This is a genomic window from Peptostreptococcus stomatis DSM 17678 (assembly GCF_000147675.1).
Lineage (GTDB): Bacteria > Bacillota > Clostridia > Peptostreptococcales > Peptostreptococcaceae > Peptostreptococcus > Peptostreptococcus stomatis.
Genome location: NZ_ADGQ01000016.1, coordinates 1 through 13735 on the forward strand (window position 1 = coordinate 1; position 13735 = coordinate 13735).

Sequence of the window (13735 nt, forward strand, 5' to 3'; positions counted from 1 at the left end):
GTGAAGATGTATTATTTTGTCACAATTGTATATATATCCTATAAAACTATTTAATAAAAAAAGAAAGGAATACTCATTAAACTTATTGAATGTATTGAAAAAATTGTTATATAGAGATATAAAGGTAATAAATATGGTTGCATCTTTTAGTAGTAGATCATTTGAAGAAGATATATCGAAAGTTTGCGAATCATTAAAAAATAAGGTAAAATATTAGTAGTATATAATAATAATGTAGATGAAAAAATAAGCCCCCTAATTTCTACGAAAAGTGTTATAGGTGAAGGAAATCTTGAAAATGCTTATTTTGACCATCAGTTCGTTTATAATAGAAGTAATCAGATATAACTAAAAGGAAATAACAGTGTCTGTTTTTATGCATAGATAAACAAGTAGAATCATTTGGAAAAAATTCAGGATTATCTTGTGTTATTTCTGCATTTATTTCAAATATACTATTAGATAAAGGGGATTTAGCTTTTGAAGAGATTGAAGACTCATTAGAGAATATATCTAAAATTAATGAAAAAAAAACATTTTGTCACGAATCTGAATATAAGACTGAGTATAAGGAATATTATGATAAATTATTAGAGATAATAAATTCGAAATATATAATTAATAAATCAAGACCGATAAGTTTGAAAACATTATTAAAATTAGGTATTATTAATCCATACATAAGTATAAATAAATATAATATAGATAGTTTTATCAAAAGTATAAATAATAGATTTAATGTATGTATTTCTTTGAATGGACTATTTTTACATCAAGTTACAGCGATTAACTCTTTGATTGAAATAATTATAAAATATCGAAAGGAGATTAGATATGCTTAAAAATGTATATGTCAAGATTTCTTTAAACTTTATAAGGAAACATATGCTGATATACTTATTGGTTTTAATAGCAATCCTAGTATCAGTATATGCTGTTTTTGTTCCTTTTGTAACGGGCAAGAGCCAGTCTATTAACTATAAAAGGGTTGTAGAAAAGGTTTATCCAGACTATCCTGCCACATCCTATCTTGCAAGTGATAGGGAGGCCAAACTAATTGAAGAAAATAAGGCTGTGTCAAAATCTATCAAGTATGAAAACTACGGATTCTTTACCAGTCAGAAATCTAGACTCGAGTATGAATTAAAGGGTTATACAAGAGAGGCCCTTGATGCCAACCAATATGTTCTAGCAAGTGGGCGTTTACCTAGAGAGAATGGTGAAATGCTATTGGATAGGTCCTACTTAAGTCAAGAAGGGAGTCCTAGTCTGGGGGATTTCATTTCAGGCCTCAATAATCTAGAATATGAGCTAGGAAACAAGCATGAAATATATTCTGCAACTAAAAAATATAAGATAGTAGGCCTTATAGAAAAAAATAAGGATTATACTAGGGCTATCAGCAAAATTAAGACGAAAAACAGGGTAAGGGTCAATCCAATCTTATGGATATATAATACTGACAAGTACCCAGACCAGAGCCTTAGCTATACAGTTCTAATTAAATTTAAGGATGGTATGAATAACCTATATGGAAATTGTGTAAAGCTGGGAATTGATGTAGCTGATGATCCACAAAAGGTAATACAAAACTTTGAGCTTTCAAGGTTAAATGAATCTATTAGCTATGTTACTAGGAGCAATGACGACAAGATTTTAATTTTTGTGGCAGTCCTCTTTATAGCCAGCCTATTTAAGCTATTGAATGATATTAGACTTAGAAATATGGGACTATTGAAAATACTGGGGGCTAAAGGTAAGGATGTATTTAAAATGCTAATAGGAGAGAATTCGCTATTAGGTTTACTTGGATTAGTCCTAGGTCTATGCATAAGCTATGTCCAGACCTATAGGTATATAGGGGGTAGTAATGTTACAGATTCAGCAATAGACGTTATGCTAGACAACTACAGGGTTTACTTTAATGCAGGAGATATATTGCTAGTGATTATTGTTATATTTGCTCCAATTCTGGTCAACATAATATACTTAATAATTAAGTACAATAAGACAGAGGGTCTTGACCTACTTAACGAGGATAGAAAGACCAGGGCGAAAAATATTAATTTAGAAAAAATAAGGATTAGGAATATAGTATCAAAAATAGCTATAATCGGTTTTTTAAATAATCTTTATAACTATCTACTACCAATCCTTATAATTGTAATTATGGTCAGTAGTATAATTAATGTTCTAGGCGTTGAAAAAACTATGGCAGAAAATGATTCTGCTTATGATGTGAGTGAAGCAAGCTATCTAGGAAGGAATTTCCTCGTTAAAAAGAATTCTAGCTTTTCCATAGATAATGGAATTGATTCTAAAGACCTAGTGGACATAAACAAGTACAAGAACTTCACGCAAAATATGGAGCTATATGGTTATTTAGTTGAAGATACAAGCCAAGTGAATAATTCTGTACTAGAGAGTAAGGGTATTTCATCTGGTACGGGTAAATATGAATTTGACTGTACTATTACAGGTATAGATTCTCTTAGACAAGAGGAACTTAAAGACAAGGGTATACTTTCCAGCGAGGATATTAAGAATATAGGGCAAGAGAACCAAGTCTATGCTGTGACAAATAACTTCTATTATGATGGTCAAACAGACAAGTACCAAAAGTTCTTGAAAAACCTAAAAGATGGTCAGATCGTATATATAAAGCTACCGTGTATAAAGGATGGTCTACAGACTTATAAGCTTTTACCTGTGAAGCTTATACCAAATAAGAAACCTAAGGCTACTATAGAGGAGAGGACTGCTAGTAATTCTTCCACAGTAGAGATAATGTTTGACCTAAATAGGCTAAAGAGCTTGACTAATACAAGCACAGTTAGTGCTATTAGGTTTGATGTCACATCAAGTGATGAGGCAAATCTAGTTAAGTCTAGATTATCCTCGAGGTTTGAGGTCAAGGACAGGGATAGAGAGAGACTAAATAAAAAGGAGCTTAGAGATAAGACATACTTTGATAAAATCAAATTTAGGCTAAGCTTCTATTCAATACTCCTATTATTCTCCTTAGTATTTACTATAAGGATAATAACAGACAAGAAGACAAGAGATGTTGGTGTATTGAGGATGCTAGGGGCTGACAAAAGGTTAATAAAAAAGACCCTATTTATCGAAAATATGATATTTGTAGTGACTAGTCTGGTGATTGGAGTGTCAATAGGCATATATAGGGTCTATAAGTACTACAAGATCACACGTGACCAAGACCTATATTATAAGGGAATAGCGCATGTAGAGTTTCATCCACCATATGCTACTATAATTGTTTTAATAGTATTAGTATTTATAATATCAATATTAATGCAGATGTACTCAAATAAAAGGCTTGTATCAAAGAATATAAAGCTTGACACAAGAAGTGAATAATGAAATTTATTTTATGAAAGGTTGGTAATATGAAATCCTTAAAAATTGACAACGTAAAAAAATACTATGGAAAAAAAGAAAGTCTAGTGAAGGCAGTTGATGGTATAAGCCTAGAAATTGAAAATGGAAAATTCACTGCCATAATAGGAACTAGTGGTTCGGGAAAAAGTACCCTGCTTCATTGTATGGCTGGCCTAGACAAGCCAACTGAGGGTAGCGTATTTCTTGACCAAAGGGATATATATGCCTTAAATGATGATGAATTGTCAAAAATTAGGAGACAAGAATTTGGATTTATATTCCAAAGCTTTAACCTAATACCAGTCCTTAATGTTTATGATAATATAATCCTACCAATCCAGCTAGATGGAAAGAAGGAAGACAAGGAATATATTATGGATATAGTAAAAAAGGTTGGGCTAGAAGACCAGCTAAAGAAGTTCCCTAATGAATTATCGGGTGGTCAGCAGCAAAGGGTGGCAATTGCAAGGGCCCTATCCAACAAGCCTGCTATAATATTCGCAGACGAGCCTACAGGCAACCTTGATAGTAAGACTACTGAAGAGGTAATGAGCCTGCTTAGGTCTACTGTAAAAGACCTAAACCAGACCCTACTTATGATAACTCATGATGAAAATATAGCAAAGCAGGCAGATAGACTTATTACCATAAGTGATGGGAAAATAATAAGCGATGAAAAAAATGATAAAAATATTAATAACATTAAAAAATTCTTAAAATATGTGTGTAAAAATAATAAAAAGAAGATATGTATATCTGCGATATTTGTGATATTAGTTACAGTATTTGATTTGTATCTTCCACTCTTACTAAAGATAATGATCTAGTTTTTAGTAAAGGAAGTATATGTGCTTTAGTTGGAAATAGTAAATGTGAATCATGTAGTAATAATGTGTTTTGATGGACATGTCTAGCAGATTTTATAATCGCAAAACAAAATGATGACATTAATGCATTATGTGATATTATGAAAAACAAAATTGAAAAATTATTTATATAGAAGGGGTTACTATGAAAAAAGTGATTTTAAACTCGATTATAAAGGATTATAAGAGCAGCCTTCCTACTATACTGATTATATCTTTTATGATATGCGTGGTATTTTCTAGCTTGACGGCTCAGTATAGTCAATCATATTATGTGAAGAAAGTTATAGAAGATAACACAACAAGGGCACAGGCCGAATTTTTTGATATAGATTATTCACAATTAGAGTATGTCAAATCCGATAATAGTATAAAGTCTATTAGTGTAACTAAAAGCTTTGGAAAAGCATTTATAGAAAATGAAACTTCAGAAAACCTACTAGAGTTTAATAGAGATTACTTTGATAATTTTAATTTAAACTTAGTTGAAGGTAGATTTCCTACAAATAAAGATGAAATTATACTAGAGAAAAGTATATTAGATAAATATAATCTTAAGATAAATGATGATCTTAAACTTAAAGGAAATAAAATAGTCGATTCTGCAAAAGGTGAAAAAGAGTGTATAAATTACAATGTAAAGTCAAAAATCGTGGGATATTATACTTATCCAAGAATTGTTGAAAATCTATGTAAGTATCAAGATATATTTATAAGTAGTAAAAATGGATTAAATGATGTTATAAATAATAAATATATAACCTATAATGGAACAATATCATTTAAACCTGGAGTAAATACAATCAATAAGTCTGCTGAATTAAGCTATAATATTAATTCAAGTAGCGATCATATTGTACCTAATAGTATGTTTGATGAATTAAATCAGCAGATAACAGCATCATCAACTTTAACAAATATAGACAGGATTACTATATTGATTGCTGCAATTATAATATTAAATATATCGATTTTAAATTCAATAGAATCCTCTAAAAGGCAAGGATTGCTTCGTTTGTTAGGTTGTTCAAAAAAGAAAACAATAATTATAGAGTTATTAAAAAGTCTAATAATATATATAGTATCTTGTAGCCTAGCATTAATGGTTAGTGTATTCATAAGTAGAATGCTGATAAACAGCTTTGATTTTACTGGATCTTTGATAGATTCAAAAAAGGCAAATGTATTGTTTAGTGTAAATCTATTTGTTAAGGTTGTAGAACCTTTGTTTATTGTGTATATGGCTACCAGTTTGTATTCATGTAAAGAAATATTGTATAAGACACCGATTCAACAGTATAGTAAGGGGCAGGATTATTCAAGTAAACTTGTTAAGATCTTAAGGTTGAGGAAACTAGAACACAAAATCTTAATTAATAATTTATTGAGCGAAAAGTTATTTATAGTGTCTAATATAGTGATATTAGCTTTCTCTGGATATATGTATTTAGTTAACTATTATAATACAGTTCCTGCTAGTGTTACCAATAATGAATTAGCATTTTATGAAAAGGTGGACTTTAATGTCTATAGAGAATTTAATGTCAATAAGAACCTTGTTTATTTTGGTAAAAATGACTTAAATAGCATAAGAAACATAGAAGGAATAAAAGGGGTTTATGGTGTTAGTAGTGAGGACGGGTATGAATATCTAAATACTAATCAGTTGACTACAGACTACAAGCAACTACATATGATAAATGACAATGAAATAAAGGGCTTACGCTTTGATATTTTATCTTTTGATAATAATGGCATAAATAAGTTTTTGGTGGATAATGACTTTATTGAGAATAATGCAAGCATAGGTTCAGAGAGTGACATTCCAAATGTATTAGTATATAACCAGTTTTATTCAATAATACAGCATGAAAATAAGAATGTAATTGAGAATTTAAAAAAGGGAGATATTATAAAAATATCCTTGCCTCATTATGATATAAATGGGGATATACAGTATAAGAATCATAAAGTTAGGGTGGCGGGATTTTTAAGCAAAGAGTGGTATATATACTCTAATACTGAACAGGCAATACCTGATATAGTGCTATTAGATAGGGATTTTGAAAAGTTAGTTGGAAGACGTGGTGCAGACAGTATATATATTACCTTGAATAAGAAGAACAGTATAAATAATGTAAAAAATGAAATAGAAAAAATATATGGTGATAATTTATATGTAAATATTAAAACGAAAGCTGATGCATTTAATGATGCTAATAAACTAGTGGATAGCTTTAAAATGAGAAAGGTCACAATATCATATTTTCTACTATTGATGTCAAGCGTAAATATTATTATTGGCTTGGTTGTAAGTTTTGTCAGAAACTACAATTTGTACAGTATAGTTAATGCATTGGGTGGAAACAAGAGGAAACTAAAAAGAATTTCTTTGTATGAAATACTTGTACTAATAGTTCCTGGGTTACTGATAGGAATACTTTATTGTACGATAGATGCGTATAAGTTTTATGACTTTTGGAAGGAAAGGGCACTTTTGAAGGGCTTAAGTATTGACATATACTTTACAGTTCCGTATATAAATATACTTGTCTATATACTATTAGTATTTGCATCAGGAACCATAGCTTATGTACTTATAAATAGGATTATAAAAGCAATTAAAATTAATTAAGGATATTAAATATGTGTGTAAAAATAATAAAAAATTTAAAAGGATATTTGAATAATAAGATTGTAGTAATAATTGCTCATAGATTATCTACAATCAGGGATATAGATAATATTTACGTCCTAAACGATGGTAAGGTCATAGATAAGGGAAATCATAAAAATTTGTTGAGGCACTCAGACCAATACAAAAAGTTATATTACAATGAATAATCGGATATACAATTTATATATGAGTTATATATTGATAATTAAATATACGGAAATTTTTAAGCTATTAGTTCTAAGGAGAGTATGGATAAATTCCAACTCTCCTATTTTAGAAGATAGATGAAATTTTATTTATTTTCAATAATGTTTTTAAAAAATATATATTTCTGAAAATTACTTATACATGATATAATAAAAATAGTAATTGATATATGCTATAAATGAACGGCGATAATAGTATTTTATGTAGGAGGTAGTATGATGAAGATGAATCTATCTAAAAAACTGGCTATTTCAGTACTTTTATTGTCTTTGGGCTTATCACAGGTCGCTTGTCAAAGTCAGAGCTCCAAGGATGATATGTTTAATCAGGTCGGTCAAAGTCAGGAAGCTGATAAGGAAAATAGGCAAAACCTAAAGGCCCTGGAAGACTTAGTTGGTATCAAGGATATCGAATCTATCAAGATTACACTTGATGACTGGATTGGCGGACATGATTCAAAAAAGAACGATATACTTGTCTTGGAAAGGACCCTTGATATTAAAAGTAAGAGCCAAGTATTAGCCTTTGCGGATATATTTATGGGTGTTGGCAAAAAAGACCTTAAGGGAGATGAAATCTATAAAGAAGCTCTTTCTCAGAAGGAAGATATTGTCAATAGATTGAAGTTAAGTCCTGAAAAAGCGATGATAGACAGCTATATAAAGGACATTAAGGAGAATAAGCATGGATATTATAAAAATACTACAATCAAGGGGAATGTTGAACCAAAGTCAAGTATCAGCTTTAAGAGTAAGTCAGGAGACCAGGTAGACTTTGTATTAGAAAATGCTTTAGGAAGAGATTTATTATTAGTCAATAAAAAGGGTAGCATATATAAGCTAAGATATGAAGATTTAGATTATATTATATATACTATGATGGATAGCCATGATAAAGGACCATTGTCAAAAGACCTGGACAAGTATGTAAGGGACAAGGGTGACTATATCAAGTATAGGATTAGTCATGTGGATGTTAAGCTTCCAAATAAACTAGAAGAGCCTACATATGGCGATAGGTTTAACCTTTACCTTGCCTATGTAAATGATCTATTAAAAAATACAGACTTTAAAGATGGGTTGGCCCCATATCGAGGACAGGATTTGAGTTTTGAAAGGTATAGACTGAATAAAGAGAGTCAAAAGAGACCTAGTGAAGACGAATCCTATCTAATAGCTATATTTTCTGGAGACAAGCTTGTGGGAGCCTACAAGGATTTTTATGGAAATACGAACTCTTTCGATGGCAAGACTTTAGAAGACCTGCTTAAGATTGAATATAAGGACTGGGTAAAGACCAAGATGGTCCATGACAAGGAGGCTGCTGAGCTAGATAAGTTGGGAGACAAAGGTATAATAAGGAAATTTGTAGAATTGCAGAACGCCAGAGACAAGAGACAAGAAGGCCTTAGGTTACCAGACTATAGGGATGGTTATTCTAAGTTATTCAAAAGTAAACATGATGTAGAGGATGGCTATATAGAGAATATTATTTCGGCCAAGTTATTGTCGATAAAGCCTGATGAACGCAAATTTGAGGATGAATTAAATACTATAGATAAGGCCTATATGGTAGAGGTAGATTATAGGTTTAGGGAAGCCATAGTCAAAGAAAACGGGGTAGACGAACAAGGCTTCGAATTGATAAATCTGGGTCCTGGTCTAGGATATAGGATTTATCAAATTGGCTACTAATAATTTATTTCTAATATAAAATTATTGAAAGGTGGCTACTTACATAGGAGGAAGGTATGAAATTAGGTTTTATAGGGGCAGGCAATATGGGGGCCGCCATGATAGGTGGAATCCTGAAGTCAGGTCTAATAACTAGCAAAGATATAAGGGCTGTTGCTCGTAGTCAAGAGACCCTTGATAGGATAGCCAGTCAATATGGGATAGGGACTAGCCTGGATGCTAGAGAAGTGGTTGATTTTGCAGATATAATTATCCTGGCAGTCAAGCCCTACCAGCTAGCTGGCCTTTTAAAGGAGATAGTAGGTCTTTTGGACGGTAAGATACTAGTTTCAGTGGCAGCAGGTCTTACCCTAGATCACCTTGAAGATATTGTTGGTAGTGATAAGAAGATAGTCAGGGTCATGCCAAATACACCGGCCATGGTTGGTCAGGCCATGTCAGCCCTGGTAAAGAATAAACAAATTACAGATGACGACCTAGTGGAAGTGGATAAGATTTTTAAGTGTATAGGAAAGACCCAGCTTATAGATGAGTCTATGATGGATGCAGTTATAGGTGTGAGTGGATCTTCGCCGGCCTATGTATTTATGTTTATAGAAGCCATGGCCGATGCGGCGGTTTTATCTGGTATGCCAAGAGACCAGGCCTACCAGTTCGCTGCCCAGGCTGTATATGGGTCTGCCAAGATGGTTATGGAGACGGGCCTACATCCGGGTGTCCTGAAGGATATGGTTTGTTCACCAGGAGGAACTACAATTAGGGCAGTAGAAGTTCTAGAGGAGAATGGGCTTAGAAATGCCGTAATCAAGGGGCAGTTGGCCTGTGTAGAGAGGTCCAGGGAGATGAGCAAGGAGAGATAGGTTAATATGTGGATGCATAGACGATAAAAATAAGTTGATATACGGATATATAATACTATAAAAGGAGGCTGTTTCCATTTGTTGGGTTGACAGTCTCCTTATACATTTCAAAACTATATTAAAAACAAAAATACTAGTAAAAAATGAGCCAGTGAGCCTAGCATTATGAAGATATGGAATATATCATGAAAGTTCCAATTCTTGATGTTGGGCCTTTTAATTGCGTATATAACCCCACCTATGGTATATAGTAGGCCACCAAGTACCAGGAGAAAAAATGCCGGTCCAACCAGGTTGATATAGAGGTCCTTAATGACGAAAATTGCAACCCAACCCATACCTATGTATAGGGCAGAGGATAGGATTCTAGGCATATTAATCCAAAGTATCTTCATCAGAATACCCACTATGGCTATTAGCCACAGGATTACAAATACCGGTATGCCTGTCTTTCTAGGAAGGACATATAGGCAAAATGGTGAGTAAGAGCCTGCAATCAAGACATATATCATAGAATGGTCTAGCTTTCTCATGTACAAGACCAGTTTTTCTTTCTTAGCACTAATGGCATGGTAGATGCCACTGGTAAAGTATAGGAGGATCATTGATGCTCCAAATATAATTGTTGATACAAATAGGTTGTAGTTTATAGATGGGGCAAGAACCTGCTTTACTATCAATAGGACCAGGGCCAGTATTGACAAGCCACCCCCTATTAAATGTGTAATGGAGCTGATAGGTTCTCGCAGTTTAAATATGTTCATGTTTTTCACCTCGAATCAAATCTATGTAGTATTAAGAACTATGTATAATGACATTATAAACCCTATAACAAATATTTTCAAGTATTTTTTTAGTGATTTATGGCTATTGATTTACAATTTTTTATAAATACATGGTATAATATATTCTGCATGAAAAATTTGCAGGTAAATATAACCATGAATTTTTCTAACAAAAAAAGTAAAAAGTAGCTATAAAAGAGAATATAGCAATAAGTATAGATAGAAGAAAAGTATAGATAAAAGATAGGTTAGATAGAAGCCAAGTTAGGCAAAAAGAGTCGGCGATACTTATAGAGACTAAGAGAAATTGACCAAGCAGGAAGATAGGGATGGTGGTAAAATGTACAAGATTGAAGATATAATCAAAGACCTGACACAAAAGTCTGATATCAGGCTAGAAGACGTGCCGGATATAGACCTTTATATGGACCAGGTCTTGACCCTATTTAACAAGTACTTCCCATATAATGAGGGGGAGCAGGCCTTGACTAAGACCATGATAAATAACTATGCAAAGAGTGGGGTTATAAAGCCGGCAGTCAAGAAAAAATACACCAAAGAGCATATACTTATGATAGTGATTACCTGCCTTTTGAAGAGGGATATAAGTATGATGGAAATAAGGGACCTGGTTGGGGACTCGGATGTAGAAAGTGCCTACAGCCTATTTATAGACCAAAAAGAGCTTATGAATGATAGCCTAATAGAGGCTATGGGACCGATAATTAAAGACTTGAAAGAAAACATGCCTATTGGTTCAGAAAGTAAGCTTTTAGATGTATTGATGCTTTGCTACTATTCAAACCTATTGAGTGAGACGGCAAGGGCTATAATTAGGGGAGATAATGACCAATGATAAAAGAAGTAATAGTAGTAGAGGGTAGAGACGATATTAGGGCTGTAAAGAGGGCCCTGGATTGTGAACTCATTGCCACTGGAGGATTTGGTTTTCCAAAGGGGGTAATGGAGAGGATAAAGGCTGCCCAGGCCAGGAGGGGGGTAATTATATTTACCGACCCAGACTATGCAGGGGAAAGGATTAGAAAAAAGATAAGCGACCAGGTTGAGGGATGTAAGCATGCATTTTTACCAAGAGAAGAGGCCATCAAGGATGGGGATATTGGTATAGAAAATGCCAGTCCAGAAAGTATACTGGCAGCCCTGGCCAAGGTTAGGACTGAAATAAAGACTGACAAGAAGGAGTTTTCCAATATAGACCTGGTAAAAAATGGCCTTATAGGTGGAGACCAGTCATCTTACAAGAGGGACAAACTTGGTAGGCTATTGGGCATAGGCTATGGAAATTCCAAGCAATTTTTAAGCAGACTCAACAATTATGGTGTCACAAGGCAGGAATTTGACCAGGCCTTGAAGGAGTATGCAGAGGGGAGTGGAGACCATGAATAAGAGGCTATCATCTCATAGTGCAACCATGGACCTTGTTAAGAAACACGGTTTCAAATTTACAAAGTCCCTGGGTCAGAACTTTTTGATAGATGACAACATAGTAGACAAGATAGTTGCTGGTGCCGGTATTGGTCCTGGAGACAAGATTATAGAGGTTGGACCGGGCATTGGTACCTTGACAAGGGAAATGGCATCTAGGGCCGAAGCTCTTATGGCTGTGGAGATAGACAAGAACCTCATACCTATTTTGGCAGACACACTTGGAGACTATGATAATGTAAAGATAGTAAATGAAGATATAATAAAGGCCGATATAAGGGGTCTTATAGATGAAAACCTAGGTGGTGGGCCAGTAAAGCTAGTAGCCAACCTGCCATACTATATAACTACCCCAATAATAATGAGATTTTTGGAAGAAAATATAAATGTGACAGACATAGTTGTTATGGTCCAAAAAGAGGTGGCTGAGAGGATGAATGCCCAGCCAGGAGGCAAGGATTTTGGTGCCCTATCAGTGGCTGTCCAGTACTATTGTGATACAGAAATTGTGGCCAAGGTACCTAGGCACCTATTTGTACCACAGCCAAATGTAGACTCTATAGTTATAGCCTTGAGGGTTAGGCCGGAAAGAAAGTACAAGGTAGACGATGAAGACCTATATTTCAAGGTGGTAAAGGCAGCCTTTGGTCAAAGGAGAAAGACCCTCCTAAATTCTATTTCCAGTATGGGCAACCTGGCCAAGGACCAGGTCAAGGAGGCTCTGGAGGAAGCGGGTATAGATCCTAAGAGGAGGGGGGAGACCCTTAGCCTTGACGAATTTGCCATCCTATCTAATGTCATAGGAAATAAGTTAAAGGAGACGGTTAAGTAGATGTGGAAGCTAATAAAAAGACTATTTAATTGGATTGCTGGAATATTTCTTAAGTTGAATATTATAGTTCGTGTGGTAGTGGTTATACTGATCTTTATGCTCCTTTATAGCATATCCTTTAAGATGGCTAGGATAAATATTGATAAGGGTCAGACCATGGATATAATGAGTGTTGATACCGGTGGAGAGAAGACCAAGACCCAAGAGGCTATGGAGGCCAAAAAGGCTGAAGAGGCAAAAAAGTCCCTCCTAGTAAGGTTTAAGGAATCCAAGAAAATATACATATCGGATGAAGAGACTGAAAATATTAAGATAAGCGGGGAAACTCTCGAACAATTCAAGAGGAAGGCTGAGGTCTTTGTTAAGGTTAGGAATTTAGATGATGACTTTAAGACTAGCAACAAGGGCTATACTGACAACAGCCTAAATTTCAAGACGGACTTTAATTACTTTGTAATCACCAGTGGTAAGAGGGTAGAAAACTATAAGGTACCCGTTTCTATGAAGGCCGAGCTTGAAGCAGAGTACAGGAAGTTGATATATACATCCGTAGACTTTATTACCAACAAGGAAAATATGGGGTCTATCAGAATCTACCATGGTGATGAATCCAAGAAGGTTTGGCCGTGGAAGAAGGACGACCTGATTTACAAGATTCTCTACAAGAGGGAGGTTGGTAAAATCCAGCCTGAAAAGGAATTTAAGAAGTCAAAGGACAACTATACTATAAAGATGGAAAAATCTGGTGTAAAGATATTTATCCAGACTATGGGCAAGGACTTTATAAAGGTTACTTGTGGTGACAATACAGCCTACTATGAGGTTTTTCCAGAATTATATAATTACTTGCATGACGAGGTTTTCAAGTAGGTCGCCTACAAGAAATTAATTAAATAGTGAAATATATAGACGAGATATCTTATACACAAAAAACAGGCTCTCTGTCAAATAAGATTGATTTAAATT

Annotated in this window: 10 protein-coding genes and 1 pseudogene; 10 read left to right on the plus strand and 1 reads right to left on the minus strand. The window is 34.0% G+C overall.

Translation table 11 applies throughout. The annotated features are described in order from the left end of the window. The first annotated feature begins 834 nt into the window (after window positions 1-834). The 6 genes and pseudogenes from HMPREF0634_RS01535 (at window position 835) to proC (ending at window position 9706) form a co-directional block, all read left to right on the plus strand. The gene (locus tag HMPREF0634_RS01535) at window positions 835-3381 is read left to right on the plus strand and encodes an ABC transporter permease (RefSeq protein ID WP_007788379.1); all 2547 of its coding nucleotides are present in this window, start codon (window positions 835-837) and stop codon (window positions 3379-3381) included. Window positions 3382-3410: 29 nt separating this feature from the next. Next, window positions 3411-4082 (plus strand): annotated as a pseudogene (locus HMPREF0634_RS01540) (ABC transporter ATP-binding protein); the annotation flags it as partial. A 331-nt stretch (window positions 4083-4413) separates the two neighbouring features. Then, a complete protein-coding gene (locus tag HMPREF0634_RS01545) occupies window positions 4414-6903 on the plus strand; it encodes an ABC transporter permease (protein ID WP_007788367.1) in 2490 nt (829 codons plus the stop codon). Between the two features lie 47 nt (window positions 6904-6950). Further along, entirely contained in the window at window positions 6951-7112 is a 162-nt protein-coding gene (locus HMPREF0634_RS01550; protein ID WP_243440492.1) for a hypothetical protein, read from the plus strand. A 255-nt stretch (window positions 7113-7367) separates the two neighbouring features. Then, window positions 7368-8846 carry a hypothetical protein gene (locus HMPREF0634_RS01555; RefSeq protein ID WP_123795783.1) on the plus strand — a complete coding sequence of 493 codons (1479 nt, stop codon included), beginning with the start codon at window positions 7368-7370 and terminating at the stop codon, window positions 8844-8846. 56 nt (window positions 8847-8902) lie between these two features. Beyond that, window positions 8903-9706, plus strand: coding sequence for a pyrroline-5-carboxylate reductase (gene proC, locus HMPREF0634_RS01560; RefSeq protein WP_007788365.1), 804 nt, complete (start codon window positions 8903-8905; stop codon window positions 9704-9706). Between the two features lie 113 nt (window positions 9707-9819). Here the strand turns inward: proC and trhA are convergent, their stop codons facing one another. Then, window positions 9820-10470, minus strand: a complete 651-nt coding sequence (trhA, locus tag HMPREF0634_RS01565; RefSeq protein WP_040565607.1) for a PAQR family membrane homeostasis protein TrhA — start codon at window positions 10468-10470, stop codon at window positions 9820-9822. A gap of 361 nt (window positions 10471-10831) precedes the next feature. Between trhA and HMPREF0634_RS01570 the strand changes: the two genes are divergently transcribed. From HMPREF0634_RS01570 to HMPREF0634_RS01585, 4 genes are read left to right on the plus strand one after another with little or no spacing between them, the layout of a single operon-like run. Beyond that, window positions 10832-11347, plus strand: a complete 516-nt coding sequence (locus HMPREF0634_RS01570; protein ID WP_165480180.1) for a DUF1836 domain-containing protein — start codon at window positions 10832-10834, stop codon at window positions 11345-11347. Continuing rightward, window positions 11344-11898, plus strand: coding sequence for a ribonuclease M5 (gene rnmV, locus HMPREF0634_RS01575; RefSeq protein ID WP_007788377.1), 555 nt, complete (start codon window positions 11344-11346; stop codon window positions 11896-11898). Before HMPREF0634_RS01570 ends, rnmV begins: the two co-directional genes overlap by 4 nt. Then, window positions 11891-12769, plus strand: coding sequence for a 16S rRNA (adenine(1518)-N(6)/adenine(1519)-N(6))-dimethyltransferase RsmA (gene rsmA / locus HMPREF0634_RS01580; protein WP_007788361.1), 879 nt, complete (start codon window positions 11891-11893; stop codon window positions 12767-12769). Before rnmV ends, rsmA begins: the two co-directional genes overlap by 8 nt. Then, window positions 12770-13639 (plus strand): hypothetical protein, encoded by an 870-nt coding sequence (locus tag HMPREF0634_RS01585; RefSeq protein WP_007788369.1) that lies wholly within the window; start codon window positions 12770-12772, stop codon window positions 13637-13639. The last annotated feature ends 96 nt before the right edge of the window (window positions 13640-13735 follow it).

Coding starts and splice junctions, on each gene's coding strand:
- HMPREF0634_RS01535 (WP_007788379.1), top strand. CDS start 835: ATGCTTAAAAATGTATATGTCAAGATTTCTTTAAACTTTATAAGGAAA.
- HMPREF0634_RS01545 (WP_007788367.1), top strand. CDS start 4,414: ATGAAAAAAGTGATTTTAAACTCGATTATAAAGGATTATAAGAGCAGC.
- HMPREF0634_RS01555 (WP_123795783.1), top strand. CDS start 7,368: ATGATGAAGATGAATCTATCTAAAAAACTGGCTATTTCAGTACTTTTA.
- proC (WP_007788365.1), top strand. CDS start 8,903: ATGAAATTAGGTTTTATAGGGGCAGGCAATATGGGGGCCGCCATGATA.
- trhA (WP_040565607.1), bottom strand. CDS start 10,470: ATGAACATATTTAAACTGCGAGAACCTATCAGCTCCATTACACATTTA.
- HMPREF0634_RS01570 (WP_165480180.1), top strand. CDS start 10,832: ATGTACAAGATTGAAGATATAATCAAAGACCTGACACAAAAGTCTGAT.
- rnmV (WP_007788377.1), top strand. CDS start 11,344: ATGATAAAAGAAGTAATAGTAGTAGAGGGTAGAGACGATATTAGGGCT.
- rsmA (WP_007788361.1), top strand. CDS start 11,891: ATGAATAAGAGGCTATCATCTCATAGTGCAACCATGGACCTTGTTAAG.
- HMPREF0634_RS01585 (WP_007788369.1), top strand. CDS start 12,770: ATGTGGAAGCTAATAAAAAGACTATTTAATTGGATTGCTGGAATATTT.